Here is an 18,972-nt window from a genome sequence, read left to right on the forward strand (position 1 = left end):
TATGATTAAAAATGCTAAATTTTTCTGGGAAGTTCTAAAAGATACCTTTACGGAATGGAACAATTCTTCTGCGTCAAAAGACTCAGCAAGTCTTGCCTATTATGCTATATTTTCTATCCCGGGATTGTTGATCATTATTATCTGGGTATTGGGAAATTTCTTTGGAGAAGAAGCCATCAGAGGGCAAATCAGTTCTCAAATCAGTGGAATTATGGGTGCAGATGTTGCCAAAAGTATTGAAGGAATGCTGGCTGGTGCTCTCATCGACAAAAAGAATGTTTTTATGAAGGCAGTGGGAGTAGGCTCGCTTGTTTACGGTTCTACTACTCTATTCTTTCAGCTTCAACATTCTTTGAATGCACTTTGGGATGTGGAAGCAGCTCCTAAAAAGGCACTTCTCAAATTTTTACTGGATAGAGCCAACTCTCTGGGAATGATTCTCATCCTCGGATTTTTATTGATGATCACCATGATTTTATCATCGCTTATCAGCCTTTTTAATCAGATTATCACTCAGTATTTTGGGTTTGAAACCTATATGTTGGTTGAGCTTGTCAACTTTGCCATAGGTTTTGGGCTTGTCATGCTTTTGTTTGCCTTGATGTTTAAAGTTCTTCCGGATGTATTGATCAGCTGGAAATCGGTATGGAGAGGAGCTTTCCTGACAACCGCGTTATTTACCCTCGGAAAATTTTTATTAAGTCTTTATTTTAATCAAGTAAAACCTACTTCAGCTTTTGGAGCTGCCGGAACGGTAATTTTAATCATGATGTGGATTAATTACTCCTGTATGCTGATCTTCTTTGGAGCGAAGTTCACTAAAGTATATACTTACAAAAAAGGATATCCAGTAACTCTTTCCAAGCATGCACGATGGAGTGCGGCTAAATTATATGCAGATAGCCTGAAGCAGATAAGTGCAACGAACCAAGATAAAGATTCACCTTCTACAAATAATTAAAATATTTATACAAAAAAACCTCTTGAAAATTCAAGAGGTTTTATATTTTACATTCTGTTTACGATTCCTATTCCCAGAAGTTCCAACGATTTTTTGATCGTCTTTGCGGTAAGGTCTGAAATAGTTAAACGGAATTGTTTTACGCTTTCATCTTCATGATTCAGAATCGGGTTATTCTGATAGAATGAGTTGTATGCTTTTACAAGGTCATATACATAATTTGCGACTAAAGCAGGGCTTAGTGTTTCAGCAGATTTTGCCACTACTGTCTTAAAATTCGTCAACTGCATCGTCAGTTCTTTTTCAGACGGGTTTAGGGTAATATCAGCCGTTTCTGTCTGTACAGCTCCTGCTTTTGACAATAGAGACTGGATACGGGCATAAGTATACTGGATAAACGGTCCTGTATTTCCGTTGAAGTCGATACTTTCAGCAGGGTTGAAAAGCATTTTTTTCTTTGGATCTACTTTCAGCATGAAATATTTCAAAGCCCCTAATCCTACTGTTTCGTAAGAAGCTTCTTTTTCTTCATCAGAAAGTGTTTCCAGTTTACCTAATTCCTGAGCTTTAGATTTTGCTGTTTCATACATCTCCTTCATCAAATCATCAGCATCCACAACGGTTCCTTCACGGGACTTCATTTTTCCTTCAGGAAGTTCTACCATTCCGTAAGAAAGGTGATACAATTGATCCGCCCATTCATAACCTAATTTCTTCATGATTTTAAATAAAACTTGGAAATGGTAATCCTGTTCGTTTCCAACAGTATAAATCAGCTTTTGAATATCATTCTGCTTAAAACGCTCAACTGCTGTTCCCAAATCCTGAGTCATATATACGGAAGTACCGTCTGAACGTAGTAGCAATTTCTGATCAAGCCCTTCATCGGTAAGATCGCACCATACGGATCCGTCTTCTTTCTGATATAGAACTCCTTTTTCCAAACCTGCCTGAATAAGGTCTTTTCCTAAAATGTAGGTATTACTTTCGTATTGAACCTGATCAAAATCAACCCCCAATTTTTTGTATGTCTCATTGAAACCTTTGTATACCCACGAGTTCATTTCTGCCCAAAGATTTCTTACTTTTTCATCTCCATTTTCCCAATCCAAAAGCATTTTCTGAGCCTCCTTCATTATTTCAGTGGAAGGTTTGCAGATCTCTTTAAGGTTAGATTTTTCAGCTTCAAGCTTACCTTCAATCTCTAAAACATCTTTAAAAATCGTATTAAATATAAGGGTCTGCTTTTTGATCAGCTCCAAATCTTCTTCTTTTGCAGACTTTAGTGCTAAACCTGGCACAGAAGATATAAGTAAATCATTATCTGAGACCGTCTCTAATTGAACTTCAAATTGATAATGAAGATCTGAAATCTCACTATAATCTACATTCTCAAGAGATTCTTTCTTTTTTGTTTCAAGAAGGTTAATTTTCTCATTTAGGCTAGCAACCTCTTCCTTCTTATTGGTATCGAAAGTGGTAAAGTTATTATTTCTAAAATCCTGATAAATAATATTAACCTGTCTCTTTAGTTCTTTATCAAACTCAACATAGTAATTTCCTACAAACTTATCTCCTTTCGTATGAGTGGTTTCAGGAGTTTCTCCTTTCCCGAATTTCTCCCATGCCAACATCGACTTACAGATGTGAATTCCTCTATCGTTGATAATCTGTGTTTTGATCACATCATACCCCGCTTCTTTTAAAATCTGCGCAACAGAGAATCCTAATAAGTTATTTCTGATATGTCCTAAATGCAAAGGTTTATTGGTATTCGGTGAAGAATATTCTACCATTACCGTCTGACCTTTCTTTTCTATCACTTCAAAGTTTCTTTGTACAGATCTGAAGTTATCCACAAAAAACTGATTCTTAACTTTAACATTAAGAAATCCTTTAACCACATTAAAGCTTTCCAGCAACTCTGTCTGTGCAGTGAATGCTTCCCCTAATTCTACCCCGATACTTTCCGGGTTTTTCTTTAACTGTTTCACCAACGGAAAGGTAACAATGGTAAAGTCGCCTTCAAATTCCGTTTTATTTTCCTGAACTTCCAGTTTGATGTCTTTTAACTGATATACATTTAAAATAACCTCTGAAAGTTTTTCTTCTATAATATCTTTAATATTCATTTTCTTACGTTCAATTTTACTATTCAGAGACAAAACACTACGGTGAAGGATCTTATCTCAGAATTTTGAAGTTACAAATATACGGAAATAAAAAAACCGCCCGAAGGCGGTGTAATATGAATGTTAAATAAGTTTTGATTAAAATTTGTCCCAGAAAAGTTTTGTAGTGGCCTTATCTCCACCGATATTATTAGCTGCTGCTGTAACATTAGTTTTGTTAACATCATATTCTCGGTCAGAATATGGCATTCTTACAGGTACTCCACCTACTAATGATCCCGCAGGAGTTGGCAATACAGGAGTGTCTAATCTTCTTACAAAATTCCAGGCACCAAAAGGATTATTCCATAGAGCAACCCAAGCTTCGTTTCCTATTGATTGCTTCCAATTAGCTGTGTTTAATGGATTAGCTGCAACATACGTTGTAATATCAGTTTCTGCCACGCCATTTTCTCTCATAGAGGCTTTAATTGCGTCGCTAAATAATCCTGTTGCTGTACCACCGGCATTATACCCTCTTGATGCTGCTTCAGCTTGTAAGAATAATACTTCAGAATAGCTTAAAAGGTTTGCAGGCGCATTGGCCTTTGTGTAAGTAGGATTTACATGTGAATATTTACTAAAAGAGTTTTTAACTCCATAAATTCCTCCTTTATAAGTACCATCATCTAAAGGAGTAAAATAAAATGCTCTTCTTGGGTCAGAAGTTGTATTCATTCTATTCACTAAAATATCGGATGGCACAAAATCGTTTCTTCCTGATGCTACCAGATCATCAAATAAAGGGTTTGTAAATGTTCCTCCATCAAAAACAAGGATGTATGAATCTGTATTAGATGTGAATACTCCTGATGCGATTGCACTTTCTGCAGCTGCTTTTGAAGTGGCTGCATCGGCATCAGCCAAATTAATCGCTAATCTTAATTTTAGAGAATTAGCTAATTTTAACCATTTTGACATATCTCCTTTATATACCAAATCGTAAGTTCCGTAGCTACTTTTTCCAACTTTGATTTTTGCAATAGCCACATCAATTCTTTTTAATAGATCAAGATATATCGTTTTAGCATCGTCATATTTTGGCGACTTATTGGTTTCTACCTGTAATGCTTCAGAATAAGGTACATCACCATAAGTATCTACAATATTTTCCCAAACAAATATTGATGAAAGCTCTAAAATAGCCCATTTATTATTATAAACATCTATATCAGAATTCTCTTCATCCACAGTTTGTTCAGCGGGTAAATTTTTCTGAGCCTGATGAAAGCTATTCAGTACTCTCACATACATTGCGGTAAAATACGTTCTAGGCTGATTTCTTGTTACCAGGTTGTAATTTGTCTCATCGGTATAAATTGTTTCTGTCCATTGTTGGATAAAAAATCTAAAGTTATTAGAGTTTACACTTCCCGTATATATATTATAAAAGTTCTCATACTGCCCACTCGCTAATAAATTTCCAGACTTTAAAATGTTGGGGTGTTTAGGGTCTTCATTCAAACTGGTCATATCTCTTTCGCACGATGTGATCGAGAATACCAGAGTCAGTAAACTTACACTTAAAAAAAGCTTTTTTATGATGTTTTCCATGTTTTACAATTCTTGTAATTAATATTAAAATTTAAATGTTAAGTTCACCCCAACTTCTCTGGTTGTCGGAAGAGATCCGATAGATGAACCATACGAGAAAAGACCTCCCATCTGGGTAGATTCAGGATCTGCATAAGGTAAGTTTTTATGAATAATCCAAAGGTTTCTTCCAATAATTGAAACTCTAGCTTCGTTGATAAAGGTATTTTGCAATAGAGATTTAGGTAACATATATCCTATACTTGCTTCTCTTAGTTTTACAAATGATCCGTCATATACAAATCTCTTTCCTGGGGCAAGTGAGTAACTGTCATATGGATTATTTCTATACCCGTCTGCCGGAAATGCAGTTTGGTTGACTGGAGTTGTATTAACTTGTCCATTTGGATTAACCCCCTGTAACGTTACCACATTACTTCTATATCCATCTACAGCTGTTTCCGGATAAAGACCGCTGGATAATCCATAATATAAATCACTTGAATAAACGTCTCCTCCTTTTCTGATATCAATTAGGAAACTTAAAGAAAATCCTTTGTAAGAAAAAGAGTTTCGAATTCCTCCTGTCCATTCAGGTAGTACGTTCCCTATTACCTGATTACGGTTCAGAACATAAGTTCCAGTAGTAGGATCTATCACTTTCTGTCCGTTGATATATGTATAATCTGTCCCATAGATATCTCCCCATGCATTCCCAACATTTGCAACAATACTAGCACCTCCTACCAGGTTAGCCAACAGGTATGAATTAACACCCGGGCTAAGATCAACAACTTTACTTCTATTACGAGACCAGTTGACATCCATAGTCCAATTAAAGTTGGTTGTTTTTATTGGAGTGATTCCTAAATGAGCTTCAAGACCATTGTTATTGATCTGTCCTGCATTAATAGTAGCTGCTGATTGTCCAGAACCTGGAGAAATGAATGGAGAAATTAGCTGATCAAAAGTTCTTGTATTGTAGTATGCAGCATCAAATACGATTCTTCCTTTAAGGAAATTTATCTCTGTACCTACTTCAAATTCTTTAGATCTTTGAGGTTTTAGATTATTGTTTGGATAGGTTAGAACAGGGGTATACAAATTCACGCTTCCACCAAAGATTCCTGCTGTTCTATAAGAGTACTGAAGTTTATAAGGATCTGCTGTTCCTCCTACTTCGGCATAATTTCCTCTTACTTTCCAGAAGTTAACAACACTATTATTTAATTTCAATAGTTCTGACAAAATCAAAGATCCGGAAATTGATGCATATCCATATTTATTGTTTCCACTTGGAAGCGTAGAACTCTGATCGTATCTGTATGTACCATCTAAATAAAAGTATTTGTAGAAATCAATAGACGCTGTAGCATACACACTACCTGTTTGTGTAGAATAGGTATTTTCATAAGGAGGTAATACATTGGCCTTGGAGTTTTCCAATGAATAAATACCACGGTTGATAAGCCCTCCTTCCGTAGAAGCTTCTAAATAATCATAATGATTTCTTCTAACATTTCCACCCACAACACCGCTGATGTTGATTCCATCAATGATGTCATACTTATAGTTAGCCATTAAGTCATAATTAATTTCTCTTTGTGTAAAATTCACTCGCCAATATCCTGATGGTGTATTTTTTAATGATAAACCAAAGTTCTGCGGGTAAGAGCCTTGTGCCAGTCTTCTCTCATACAAAACGGAAGTATTATCATATGATAATTTACCTATAATATTGATATGTTCATTTACATCATACACCAATTGAGCATAGCTAAATGTTCTGGTTCTGTTATCTGATTGATAATTCTGGTATCTTACAAAATATGGATTATTCCAAAATGCGGGTTTTCCATTAGCATCGTCTATTCTATTCCATGTTACGTTACCATAGTTATTAGCAGCTGTAGGATTAGCAACATTATTGAAATAGGATTGTTTTAAAGCTTCCACGTCGACGTTTGTCTGCCACCATTGTCTGAACCCACCAATAATATTGTCATTATAACCGGTTTCATTTCTTCCTTTTGTATCTTGTAATGTTAAAGTAGAATAAACTGTAGCATGTAATTTAGGAGTAAGGTCATAATTTATTTTAGCAGATAGTGTATTCTTTCTCAGATCTGAATTAGGCATTAAACCATTGGAAAGATTATTATCATAAGTAAGGCTAAAATTATTCCCTTTTGTTCCTTTATTCAAAGTAATGGAATTGATATAAGAAACCGGAGTTTCAAAGAACGAAAGAGGGCCATTTTTGGCTGCTACCCAAGGAGTAGCTTTTCCGTAATTAGGTGACGTAGGATCAAATGAATCCCATTGACGAACGAGTAGGTTAGGATTATAAGCAGGTCCCCAAGAGGCATCTTCACCGAAATTTACAAAAGGATTTCCGTTAGCATCATCACCGTAATAAAATGAAGGGTCATATCCTCCACCGTACTTATTTTGATATGTTGGAAACGTAGATTTATCGATAAATCCTGCCTGTATTGAACTTGATAAAGTAACGCCCCAACTTCCATCTTCTTTACCTTTTCCATTTTTTGTTGTAATTACAATTACCCCATTCAGACCTCTTTCTCCATACAAAGCAGAAGCAGCAGCTCCTTTTAAAACGTTAATAGATTCAATGTCTTCCTGATTGATATCAGATAATGCATTACCCAAGTCAAACCCTCCATTTCTGTCTCCTGAGTTTGTGGATACGTTATTAACAGGTGAACCATCAATAACAATCAAAGGATTAGCTCCATCTAGGGATTTGATACCTCTTATGACAAGGTTAGTAGATCCTCCGAAGTTACTGTTTGCATTTACATTTAAACCTGCTACTTTACCTGAAAGTTGAGAAGCAACATTCCCAGTATTGGTTGTACCGCCGAAAAGCTCGCTCGATTTAACCTCCTGAGAAGCATATCCTAATGATTTTTTCTCTCTTTTTATTCCCAGCGCAGTTACTACTACACCTTCAATTTCTTTTGCTTTTAGTGTATCATTCTTTTGCTGAGCTTTCGTAACAGCAATAGAAGAAGACAACACTAAAACAAGAAGACCTGTTGTTAGTTTCTTCATATCAAATTAATTTTTGTGACTGTACAAATTTGTAAAACTTTCTTAATATCACAAAGAAAAATTCAATAAAAATATCGTTTGTTCAATATTTTAGAACAAAACATAATTAATAAATAATAAAATATGTTAAAATCATTACATTTAACAAAAATGAAATATTTATATAGTATATTTTTTTAGGAAATAATAACATTTATTCACATTGATATTATCTATATCATCACAATAAAAAATCATATATAAAACACTGATTCTCAATTAAGTGAAAAATAAATAATAAAAATACACAACGTATACAGAACAAAAGCTATGCAACCCATATGTTTTGAATAAGTATAAAAACTAACTTGGGAAGACCTATTTAAACAAAAAAACCGCCCGAAGGCGGTAGTAAAATATATTAAAAATTTGTAAAATTAATTTTGGTTCCAGAAAGGAGTTTTATTGTTCTTAGTAAACACCTCAGTACTTGAAATATTTGGAACATTTGCTGAATTGCCTACATATTCAGATGTAGGATAGATTAATCTCCAAGGTTTATTTGCTCTTACTGAAGTAGTAGCCATAGGAGAGTAAGGATACTGCTGCTGCATTCTATTGTACTCAATATACATTTCTGTTGGATTATAATGAGTTAATAGAATCCACTTCTGTGTCATGATTGCTTCGTACTTCTGATCGGTAGAACCTGTCCAACCTAATCCCGGTCTCGTAGCAATACTTGTTTTATAAGCATCTATTGTTGTAAGAGGAGCATTAGCATTCATTAATGTGGAAGAAGATGTGATGGCATCGTTAAACAACTGTTGAGAATTCCAAGAAGTGAATATCCCTGGATATCTTAATGCTGCTTCTGCTTGTAGTAATTTAACTTCTGCCAAAGACATTAACACCCCTCCTCTATTATTTCCACTTGTAATAAGTGTTGCTTTACTCAATGTTGTTGACCCTACATAAAAGGAAGATAAACTTGAAACTTCATTGTTATCATTTGGAGCTCCTGGCTGCCCTGGAGTAGCACCCTGTCTAACACCTTTTACAACGTTACTACCATTGTAGTTAACCAATGTAAATATTCTATTTCTTCTAGGATCTACAATACCATTAAATTTTTGATAAAATGCGTTAGTCATCCCTGTATTATTACCATTTAAAACCGTTGCCATATGCTCAGAAGCAGTCATTAAAGCCCTATTCTGAACTTCAGCCTGAGCAGAATTATAAAATAAGCTCAAAACCAAAGGATTCATAGCATCATCACTACTTGCAGAATATCCTGGTATTTCGAATACATTTTCTTCAATTATATTTTTTGTTGCAACTACGGCTAATTGCTGGTTTCTATAGGTAGCCAAATCACCAGTAACATTAGACATTCTTAAAAGCAATCTCAACTTTATAGTATTTGCCAATCTAGCCCATTTATCCATTGTCCCACCAAAAACAATATCAGTTGTTCCTAATGCAATAGGAGTATAGGCTGTAGTTGCCTTAGCATTATCAATAAGAATAATTGCGTCATCCATATCTTTAATTAAAGATTTATAGATAGCAACATCATCGTCATACTTTGGAGTCAGATTTACCTGTCCTTTAAATGCGTCAGAATAAGGAGCATCCCCATAAAGGTCAACTATATATTGCATGTAATACGCTTTCATCACTTTGGATGCTGCAACATAATAATCTTGGGCATGATTTGTATTTGCATATTTCTCTATGTAAGAAAAGTTAGCTAAATTAGAATATATACCATCCCAGATATTATCATAGAAACTACTATTTACTGATGACAGGGTATATTCAGCCGAAAATGGCCCCCCATAAGCATAAGTATTCCCCGCCCAGCTATTCATCATAATGTTACCAAACTGCATCATATCCCTCGCTTGAGTTCTATATAACTGAGTAACTGCACCAGGAAATATAAGCTGAGGTGTTAAATTTTCTTGATGAATATTATTAGGATTCTCATTAATATCTAAATAAGTATCACAAGAACTCAATGTAAGTCCTACCGCAAATAAAGCGATTAAGATTTTTATTTTTTTCATTTTCTTTAATTAACAATTAACATAAAATAATTTAAAAGGACGCATTTAAGCTAAAACCAAAAATTCTGGTTGTAGGATACTGGCTTGTAGCAGCAATACCACCTACACCTATTGAAGAAGTTTCTGGATCTGCAAAGTTCCTATTGGATTTAGCATACCACACAAATGCATTTCTAGCATATACTCCTACAGATAACGATCTTACGAATGTACTTGCTAATACTGATTTAGGAATCTGATAAGACAATGCAATTTCTCTAATTTTTAGAGCCGTACCATCAACAACAAATTCTTCTCCCACTGCTGTCTGATAGCTACTAGTAAAGTAATCCGCTACCCCTTGATAACTTCCGTCTCCTAAAACCGGAGTCGTATTTGGAACATATTGTCCATTCACTAGCTGAACAGAGTTAGGAATAACATATCCATATCTTCTTTCCTGATCGGCTGATTTCTCCAAAGCTCCAGAAAAACCTAATAAACTTTTAGTATCCGAGATAAAGCTATTTCCAGTTCTATAATCCCCGGTAACAGAAAGCGTTAAGTTTTTATAGCGAATATTTGTTGAAAACCCAATAATGTAATCTGGAGTTACTTTACCTAAGATTTCGTATTTAGAATTCGTAACTGGTAAACCATTTTCGTCAACAATAATGTTTCCATTATTATCTCTTTCATATCTAACCCCCTTGATAACAGGCATCTGCTCACCTTTAACTGCAAATATTCCAGCAGGAATACCATAAGTATCAGCACCTAAACTCACTTCATTAACTCCATCTCCTAAATCTTCAACCAAAGATTTGTACTTAGAATATGAACCTTTCAAATTCCATTCAAAATCTTTCGATTTAAAAGGAGTTATTCCTAAATCAATTTCAAAACCTGTGTTTTTAATTTTCCCAACATTCTTTGTCAGAGAAACAATACCGGATGCTGTAGAAACAGTACTTCCTGTAATCATATCATTAGTTCTTGTTAGGAAAGCAGAACCTTCTAATGTAATTCTATCTTTCAAGAAACCTAAACTGATATTACCTTCTAAAGTTTTATTAGCTTCAGGTCTTAAGAATTGATCGGTAGGATTTTTATTTAATAAGTAGGAAGAGTTAGTCATTGGATATCCAGTTGGGAATGCTCCAATTTCATCTAATGCATAAGCTCCTACTACAGCATTACCTGTAACGGTGTAACTTCCACTAACTTTTAAATAATTTAAAATGTTATTTTTTGTTAAAGCTTCAAATGCCTTTGTTGGTATAAAGGAAACCCCAGCAGAATAATATGGGAAAATTTTATTCTTTAAATCAAGAGTATAAGTTGGTCTAACACTAAGGCGAGAAGTCTCTTCTCCTCTTCCTGTTAAATTCAAAAATAAATAGTCCTTATAAGCTAAGTCAACGTTAGCAAATAGAGCAACCTGTCTCGTCCTTGTATAAGAATTATCTAAAGCATACCATGGCGTATTATTCTGAACGTTCTGAACATTATACCATCCTGGAATTTTTAAATTAGTACCCCCTACATTTGATGTTGTGGTATAATTATCCGTAATGTTATTACCAATATTAGCTACAATGTTTAAATTATCTGTCAAATCATATTTAAAATTCAACATTAAATCCCCATAATAATTTCTTGTTCTCGAAACAGTTTTATTATAAGCTGAAGTTATACTTCTAAACCCAAATCTAGTTAGTGGATAATTTATTAAGCTAGTTCCTGGAATATTATATACAATACCAGAAGCATCAAATCCATCTGTATGGTTTTCAACTTCTTGTCCCATCATATACAAGGTTCCATTATAAGTTACACTAATATTTTTATTGAACTCATACCCCATTGATATAATACCTGTTGCAGAAGTAAGAGCACTTGCTCCTCTTAAATTATCTCTGTATCTATATGGATTATAAACAAATGGAGAATAATTGCTTGCAAATCCTGAGTTGCTAAAATCACGAACATCTATATTCGTTGGAGTCTGCAACATTTGAGCATATAAATTAGCATTAGTCTGCTGTAGGGATTGATCAATTATGTTTAACGTACCATCAACTCTAAAGTTTCCTAATTTTTTTCCTGCCTTGAAGAAAAAAGTATTTCTTTTTAATTTATCTCCCGGAATAATAAATTCATTTTCTAATCTGTCATATGACAAAAACGTATATGAGTCTTGTCCACCCATACTTACATTGAATCCATTTTTATACATAATCCCAGTATTGAAAAACTTACTAATATTGTTTCCGCCGTTTTTAGCAGAGTATGTTGTTTTCAAAAACTGTCCATTAGCCTGAGGTAAGCCTACTTCAACTAATTGTCCTCCAATATTCGGGTCTGAAAATGCTGGTCCCCATGCCGTATTTTCATAAGGAACCCAATTAGTTCCATTATAATCTTCTTCTGAGAAATCCGACTCCCCCGGATATCCTTGGCCATATAATTTTTGCCTGATCGGCAATTTATATGCACTTGTAAACTCTAAGGAAGAACTTAGATTTACTGTAATTTTCTCCGATTTCGTTCCTCTTTTTGTAGTAACAACAATTACCCCGTTACTACCTTGAGATCCATATAATGATGATCCTTGCTGACCTTTAATTACATTGACATTCTCAACAATATCTGGAGGAAGTTGGTTAAACACCGTAAGTGTAGATACAACTCCATCAATAACTACTAGCGGGTTAGTATCCCCAGTGATAGATCTGAATCCTCTTAAAAGAATCTTGGTGCTTGGATTAACACCACTAGTTGTTGTATTAATCTGCAAACCTGAAACTTTACTTACCAAAGCCTGCGCTAAGTTTGGACTCGCAGCCTGATTCAACTCAGCAGTTCCAACAACTTTGTTACTTGTAACAACAGCATCTTGTCTTTTCTTGATTCCAAGAGCTCCTGTTACTACAATCTCACGTATATTCTGAGTCTTTGCTGTATCACTTTGTGTATTTTGCGCATTCACAACTACAAAGGACGAAGTCAGAACTATAGCTATAACACTCGTAGTTAATTTCTTCATGTTTAAAATGATTATTTTTTTAATTGCCTACAAATATGTGAAACTTTCTTAAAATCGACAAGTAAAACTGTTAATTTTTCATAAATAGCATTAAACACATTAAACAAATAAAGCAAAAAACTACCACAAAACAATAAAAAACACACTAAACACAATTCATGAAAAACGATATAATTCACTATTATTAACATAAAAAAATATACAAAAAATACATTTTATAGTATATTTTACAAAACACCAAACACCTAAAAATCACTGTTATTGGAAAATTCTATATTTTTGCAGAACATAGAAAAGAGCTTAATGGATTTAATAAAAAACTGGTCAAATCTTTACATCGAAGCAGGGTGTGATGAAGTAGGAAGAGGATGTCTAAGCGGGCCGGTTGTTGCAGCAGCCGTCATTTTAGATGATGATTTTAAACAGAATCTTGTTAATGATTCAAAAAAACTGACATTCAAAACACGAATGGAACTTGACAGCTACATAAAAGACAATGTTAAAAACTATGCTATTGCAGAACTACCTCCTTCATTTATTGACGAACACAATATACTGAATGCCAGCATCCATGCGATGCATCGCGCATTGGATAATTTAACCATTACCCCGGAATTGATTTTGGTAGATGGCAACAAATTTCATCCTTACAATTACATTCCTCATCAATGTATCATCAAAGGAGATTCGAAGGTATTATCTATTGCTGCGGCCTCTATTCTTGCTAAAAACTATCGAGATAAATTGATGATTGAACTTCACGAAGAATATCCTGAATATGGCTGGGATACCAACTTTGGTTATGCCACAAAAAAACATCAGGAAGCTCTCATAAAACATGGCCCAACAAAACATCACAGACAATCATTCAGACTTAAATATGACTAAAAAGTCATTTTGTGAATTATTACATATTTCAATATTATAAGTGGAATTAAAACCTTCTTATAAAGAAAAAAGAGAAACAATAAATTATTGTTTCTCTTTTTTATGGTAATAATTAAAATATTACTTACTTCTTTTTATTTCTTTGTTGTTCCTGAGCTTGCTGCTGCTGTTGAGCACTCTCCATCATTTCTCTCATCTTTTTCTGGAACTTGCCTTCTGTTTTCGGCTTTTCCTTATTAGACTGAATCTGAGCATGAATTTTCTTCTCATCCAAAATCACATATTTAATCACAAGGATAATCAGAATATTAATCGCATTCGATACGAAATAATACCATGAAAGACCAGATGCAGAAGTATTCAGGAAGAATAGGAATGTAACCGGGAAAATATACATTAATACCTTCATGTTCGGCATTCCTTCTTGTTGTGGCTGTTGCATATTTCCGGACGTCATTACTGTATAGATCAAGATAACCACAGTACACGCTAATGCAAAAATACTCAAGTGATCTCCCAAGAAAGGAACCTTGAATGGCAGTTTAATCAAATCATCATAAGCTGTTAAATCTTTTGCAAACCAGAATCCCTGTCCTCTCAAATCAATAAAGTTCGGGAAGAAACGGAACAATGCATAGAAGATCGGAATCTGAACCAATGCCGGTAAACATCCCGCCATCTGATTTACGCCTGCTTTCCTGTAAACCTCCATCGTTGCTTGTTGCTTTTTCATCGGATCAGCATCCTTAAACTTAGCATTTACCTCATCAATTTCCGGACGAATCACCTTCATCATAGCACTCAATTTATGTTGCTTATACATAATTGGTGATAAGATCAACTTAACAATGATGGTCATTACAAAAATCACCCAACCTGCAGATAATCCCCAACTTGCAATGATACCATATAACCACATAAAGAAGTAACGGTTCATTGCTCCAATGAATGACCACCCTAATGGTAGGATCTCATCAAAATTCTTATCATAAGATTTTAACAAAGGTAAATCCAATGGCATAAAATACCATGTAAAGTCCTGGTTCAATTCACTTCCAGTCATCTGAACAAAACCTTCATAGTTGAATTTCTTTAGATATTCTCCTTCTTCAACATTTTCCTGGTTTCCTTTACTTTGAATGAATCCGTTTTTAGCTTCAATTACAGAAGAGAAAAACTGTTGCTTTACTCCAATCCAGTTAAGGGTTTCTTTTTCTTCCTCCATAGTAGTTCTTCCGTCATAATCATAGTCTTTATAATTATTGAAAGCATAAGAGAATTCTGAGTGAGACTGTTCCTGAGCTCTTCCTTTTTCAAGGTTTCTTACATTATAATCCCAGATGAAATCTGCTTTATTGTCTGAAGTAATTTTAGAAAGCCCTTGAGTTCTCACTTTGAAATCAAGAGTGTATTTAGGAAGTAACGTATAGATAAACTGAATGACAGCTCCGTTATAGTCAGCCGTTAAGGTAACAGCATTCCCATTAACCGTTGGAGAGAAAACTAAATCTTTAGTATTAACAACTTTCCCTGTTTTGTCTTTAAACTGAAAACCGTAGTTCGAGTTATTTTTGTTAATCAGGTAAAGTGGCTGGTCAGCATGATCTGTTTTGTGATCATAGGCTTTATACTTTAAAAGTTCCACTTTAGAAACCTGTCCTCCAAGACTTGAAAATTCAAGTTTCAGTTCATTGTTTCCAAGACTTGCCGTTTGAATTGCATTAGGAGTTACACTTGGATTGATATTGGTGGCCTGAGTTGGTTTTACAGCATTTTTTGCCTGTTCCGTTTTCTGCTGCTGAGCTTTCAACTCTGCTTCTTTTGTTTGTTTGTTCTGGAAGTAGAACATAAAACCAAAGAGAACCAGGCATAAAACCGCGAAACTAATCATTTGCTTCTTATCGATTCCGTTGTTTTGTTGCATTTTATTTTATATTAAAATTTTAAATTTAAAATGTACATACTGATGTACGTAATTTGAGCTGACAAAAATACTGTTTTTTTATCAAAACTCTATGCTTTACCCTGTTACTATATAACAAACTCAAGCTGAGAATAATCAGCCTGAGTTTATTTGTAGACGTTTATGATAAAATTTTACCTTATTTCTTTTCGCAAGCTTTAATGAAAGCTCTAAATAAAGGATGCGGTGTAGCAACCGTACTCTTATATTCCGGGTGATACTGAACCCCAACATAGAATGGGTGATCAGGAAGTTCAAGAGCCTCTACCAATCCGGTTTCAGGGTTGGTACCTGTTGCAAGGAAACCATGTTTTTCAAATTCCTGAAGATACTCACTGTTGAATTCATAACGGTGACGGTGTCTTTCTGAAATATTTTTACTTCCATAAATTTCTGATAACTTAGAACCATTCTTCAATGAACACTTCCAAGCACCAAGACGCATTGTACCTCCTTTATCTACTACGTTTTTCTGTTCTTCCATTAAAGAAATCACAGGGTCCGGAGTAGCGGTATCAAATTCCATTGAGTTGGCTTTGGTATGTCCAAGAACATTTCTTGCAAATTCAACAGTCATGATCTGCATTCCTAAACAGATTCCCAACATAGGAATTTTGTTTTCTCTTGCATATTTTGCGGTAAGCACTTTTCCTTCAATTCCTCTGTCTCCAAAACCTGGTGCTACAAGAATACCATTCACTCCTTTCAAAGTATCTTTAATATTCTCTTCTGTAATATCACCACTGTATACCCATCTTACTTTTACTTCAGTTTCAAGGTCAGCACCTGCATGTTTGAATGCTTCAGCAATAGAAATATAAGAATCCTGTAGGGAAACGTATTTTCCAACCAATGCAATTTCAACAGTTTTCTTAGGATTCTGGAATTTTTTAAGGAAACTTTTCCAGTCTTTAAGATCAGCTACTTTATCACTTTTCAGATCCAGTTCTTTCAATACTACATCATCGAAGTTCTGCTTCTGAAGATACATTGGAACTTCATAAATGGTTTCAAGATCTTTACATTCGATCACATTATCCAAAGGAACATTACAGAACTGAGCCAGTTTTGCTCTCTGATCTTTAGGAATTTTGTGTTCTGTTCTGCACACTAAAACATCTGCCATGATTCCGCTTTCCATTAACTGACGAACGGAATGCTGAGATGGTTTTGTTTTTAATTCTCCACTTGAAGCCAGATAAGGCAGCAGCGTTAAGTGAATCACCATAGAATTGCTTTCTCCCAACTCCCATTTCAACTGGCGAACCGTTTCAATGTAAGGTAAAGATTCGATATCCCCTACCGTTCCTCCGATCTCAGTAATGATGATATCGTAGTTTTGTTTTGAAAGGATTTTAATTCTACGTTTGATTTCGTTCGTAATATGAGGAATTACCTGAACTGTTTTTCCAAGGAAGTCTCCTTTTCTTTCTTTTTCGATGACAGTTTGGTAGATTTTTCCTGTAGTAACGTTGTTGTTTTGGGATGTAGGAGCATCAAGATAACGCTCATAGTGGCCTAAATCCAGATCCGTCTCCGCACCATCTTCAGTCACATAACACTCTCCGTGTTCATAAGGATTCAATGTTCCCGGGTCAATATTGATATATGGATCAAGTTTTTGGATCGTAACGTTAAAACCACGTGATTTTAACAATAGTCCCAGAGAAGCAGACACGATTCCTTTTCCCAAAGATGAAGTTACACCTCCTGTCACAAAGATGTACTTTGTATTCTTTTTACTCATTAGATTAGGTTTGTGCAAAGTTATGGGAAAAAGAGATACAAAGCAATCTTTTAGATTTTGAAAATGCTAAAACATCCCTCAAACAGTCATAAAACCTGATAAAAAAAATTATCTATATTTGATCTAAACAAATGAAACAAAGCTATAACCACTATGATTTCAGTCTATAAACTAAAACCTAAATTCCAGCAGCTCCTCACTCCTGTTTTATTATTTTTACACAAGAATAAGATCACAGCTAACCAGATTACCATAAGTTCGATTCTCTTATCTGTTGTAATTGGCCTATTATTCTGGAATGCCGATGTTTCAAAGTGGTTCTTTTTAAGCCTTCCGATAGGACTTCTACTTAGAATGGCGTTGAATGCCCTGGACGGAATGATGGCCAGAAAGTTTAACCAAACCAGCAAACTGGGAGAAGTTTTGAACGAAGTAGGTGATATTGTTTCTGATGTGATTATATTTTTCCCTCTTCTGAAGTTTCAACCGGAAAGTCTATATCTTATTATTATTTTCATCCTTTTGAGCATTATCAACGAATTTTCAGGGTTGATGGGAAAAGCTGTAGGAAAAGAGCGTCGCTACGATGGTCCGATGGGTAAAAGTGATCGCGCATTCATAATAGGATTATATGGTTTATTGATATTTTTCGGAGTCAGTATTACAGGAATTTCTCATTACATTTTTGGAATTCTCATCTTTCTTTTACTGATAAGCACTTACACACGCCTTAAGAAATCTTTGCATGAAAACTGAAGAAAATAAATTTGCAGATGTTCCCCTAAGAGTAAAAACATGGATCTACATTATTATTGTTTTTGCTGCAGGCATTTCATATCCGTTTGCGATGGCACTTTTTGTTTCATGGATCGGATTACAGTCATTCTTTGAGTTTTCAAAAATGTTTAAAACGCCTTTCAATCCTGTCATTTCATCTATTTTCATTGGAATCTCCCAGTTTTATCTGGTATTTTATCTCAATATTGAAGAGTACTTATTATACAGCATTATTATAGGCATTGCAGTTCTCATCTATTTATTATTGCTAAAACTTAACGCTAAACAGATATATGGGACTCTCGTCGGGTTATCTATCTGCTTATTTTCTTTTCCACATTTATTCTGGATAAGAAATATGACCAATGGCTTGAATGCGATTATTTTTCTTGTCGTAGTAACAGAACTGAACGACGTGTTTCAGTATTTGATGGGTAAATTCTTCGGAAAACGTAAAATTGTTCCTCAGATAAGTCCTAATAAGACAATGGAAGGTTTTATAGGCGGTGTTTTTCTTACTGTTATTGTAAGCAATGTTTTAGGTTTCTTTCTACTCAAAACCGACATACTTACCAATTGTATTTTAGGAATAACTCTTGGTATTTTCGGTTTCTTCGGAGATCTTTTCATGTCTTATATAAAGAGAAAAACGAATGTAAAAGACACCGGTAATCTTCTTCCCGGCCACGGCGGACTGCTGGACAGAATGGATAGCCTTATCTTCAATGCGCCTTTATTTTTCTGGACCCTTTCACTTCTGATTAAAAGCTAA

General features: G+C 34.7%; 11 protein-coding genes. 4 read left to right on the forward strand and 7 right to left on the reverse strand.

All coding sequences use genetic code 11. The features are described from left to right. The first annotated feature begins 1 nt into the window (after position 1). Positions 2-961, forward strand: a complete 960-nt coding sequence (locus tag ACL9RH_RS14420; RefSeq protein WP_422694063.1) for a YihY/virulence factor BrkB family protein — start codon at positions 2-4, stop codon at positions 959-961. 47 nt (positions 962-1,008) lie between these two features. Here ACL9RH_RS14420 and argS read toward each other — a convergent pair whose 3' ends face one another. The 5 genes from argS to ACL9RH_RS14445 all read right to left on the reverse strand — a co-directional run bounded on the left by argS (position 1,009) and on the right by ACL9RH_RS14445 (position 12,825). Then, the gene (gene argS / locus ACL9RH_RS14425) at positions 1,009-3,093 is read right to left on the reverse strand and encodes an arginine--tRNA ligase (RefSeq protein WP_422694064.1); all 2,085 of its coding nucleotides are present in this window, start codon (positions 3,091-3,093) and stop codon (positions 1,009-1,011) included. Positions 3,094-3,231: 138 nt separating this feature from the next. Continuing rightward, the gene (locus ACL9RH_RS14430) at positions 3,232-4,686 is read right to left on the reverse strand and encodes a SusD/RagB family nutrient-binding outer membrane lipoprotein (protein ID WP_422694065.1); all 1,455 of its coding nucleotides are present in this window, start codon (positions 4,684-4,686) and stop codon (positions 3,232-3,234) included. A 24-nt stretch (positions 4,687-4,710) separates the two neighbouring features. After that, positions 4,711-7,743: a SusC/RagA family TonB-linked outer membrane protein gene (locus ACL9RH_RS14435; protein WP_422694066.1), complete on the reverse strand. Its 3,033-nt coding sequence runs from the start codon at positions 7,741-7,743 to the stop codon at positions 4,711-4,713. 416 nt (positions 7,744-8,159) lie between these two features. Then, complete coding sequence (locus tag ACL9RH_RS14440) at positions 8,160-9,797, reverse strand: SusD/RagB family nutrient-binding outer membrane lipoprotein (protein WP_422694067.1); 1,638 nt, start codon at positions 9,795-9,797, stop codon at positions 8,160-8,162. 31 nt (positions 9,798-9,828) lie between these two features. After that, positions 9,829-12,825, reverse strand: coding sequence for a SusC/RagA family TonB-linked outer membrane protein (locus ACL9RH_RS14445; protein WP_422694068.1), 2,997 nt, complete (start codon positions 12,823-12,825; stop codon positions 9,829-9,831). Between the two features lie 303 nt (positions 12,826-13,128). Between ACL9RH_RS14445 and ACL9RH_RS14450 the strand changes: the two genes are divergently transcribed. Continuing rightward, positions 13,129-13,713: a ribonuclease HII gene (locus ACL9RH_RS14450; RefSeq protein ID WP_422694069.1), complete on the forward strand. Its 585-nt coding sequence runs from the start codon at positions 13,129-13,131 to the stop codon at positions 13,711-13,713. A gap of 124 nt (positions 13,714-13,837) precedes the next feature. Here the strand turns inward: ACL9RH_RS14450 and yidC are convergent, their stop codons facing one another. Beyond that, positions 13,838-15,637 (reverse strand): membrane protein insertase YidC, encoded by a 1,800-nt coding sequence (gene yidC, locus ACL9RH_RS14455; RefSeq protein ID WP_422694070.1) that lies wholly within the window; start codon positions 15,635-15,637, stop codon positions 13,838-13,840. Between the two features lie 178 nt (positions 15,638-15,815). Then, positions 15,816-17,423, reverse strand: coding sequence for a CTP synthase (locus tag ACL9RH_RS14460; RefSeq protein WP_422694071.1), 1,608 nt, complete (start codon positions 17,421-17,423; stop codon positions 15,816-15,818). 153 nt (positions 17,424-17,576) lie between these two features. On the opposite strand from ACL9RH_RS14460, the gene ACL9RH_RS14465 reads away from it, so the two are divergent. Both ACL9RH_RS14465 and ACL9RH_RS14470 read left to right on the forward strand, forming a co-directional pair. Beyond that, on the forward strand, positions 17,577-18,179 hold the full coding sequence (locus ACL9RH_RS14465; protein WP_422694072.1) for a CDP-alcohol phosphatidyltransferase family protein: 603 nt from the start codon (positions 17,577-17,579) through the stop codon (positions 18,177-18,179). Further along, entirely contained in the window at positions 18,169-18,972 is an 804-nt protein-coding gene (locus tag ACL9RH_RS14470) for a phosphatidate cytidylyltransferase (RefSeq protein WP_422694073.1), read from the forward strand. The genes ACL9RH_RS14465 and ACL9RH_RS14470 overlap by 11 nt, the downstream gene beginning before the upstream one ends.

The sequence above is a fragment of the Chryseobacterium sp. Mn2064 genome (assembly GCF_049319685.1).
Classification (GTDB): Bacteria; Bacteroidota; Bacteroidia; order Flavobacteriales; family Weeksellaceae; genus Chryseobacterium.

Excerpts from the sequence above, each read along its gene's own strand:
- ACL9RH_RS14420 (WP_422694063.1), top strand. The coding sequence starts at position 2 with ATGATTAAAAATGCTAAATTTTTCTGGGAAGTTCTAAAAGATACCTTT.
- argS (WP_422694064.1), bottom strand. The coding sequence starts at position 3,093 with ATGAATATTAAAGATATTATAGAAGAAAAACTTTCAGAGGTTATTTTA.
- ACL9RH_RS14430 (WP_422694065.1), bottom strand. The coding sequence starts at position 4,686 with ATGGAAAACATCATAAAAAAGCTTTTTTTAAGTGTAAGTTTACTGACT.
- ACL9RH_RS14435 (WP_422694066.1), bottom strand. The coding sequence starts at position 7,743 with ATGAAGAAACTAACAACAGGTCTTCTTGTTTTAGTGTTGTCTTCTTCT.
- ACL9RH_RS14440 (WP_422694067.1), bottom strand. The coding sequence starts at position 9,797 with ATGAAAAAAATAAAAATCTTAATCGCTTTATTTGCGGTAGGACTTACA.
- ACL9RH_RS14445 (WP_422694068.1), bottom strand. The coding sequence starts at position 12,825 with ATGAAGAAATTAACTACGAGTGTTATAGCTATAGTTCTGACTTCGTCC.
- ACL9RH_RS14450 (WP_422694069.1), top strand. The coding sequence starts at position 13,129 with ATGGATTTAATAAAAAACTGGTCAAATCTTTACATCGAAGCAGGGTGT.
- yidC (WP_422694070.1), bottom strand. The coding sequence starts at position 15,637 with ATGCAACAAAACAACGGAATCGATAAGAAGCAAATGATTAGTTTCGCG.
- ACL9RH_RS14460 (WP_422694071.1), bottom strand. The coding sequence starts at position 17,423 with ATGAGTAAAAAGAATACAAAGTACATCTTTGTGACAGGAGGTGTAACT.
- ACL9RH_RS14465 (WP_422694072.1), top strand. The coding sequence starts at position 17,577 with ATGATTTCAGTCTATAAACTAAAACCTAAATTCCAGCAGCTCCTCACT.
- ACL9RH_RS14470 (WP_422694073.1), top strand. The coding sequence starts at position 18,169 with ATGAAAACTGAAGAAAATAAATTTGCAGATGTTCCCCTAAGAGTAAAA.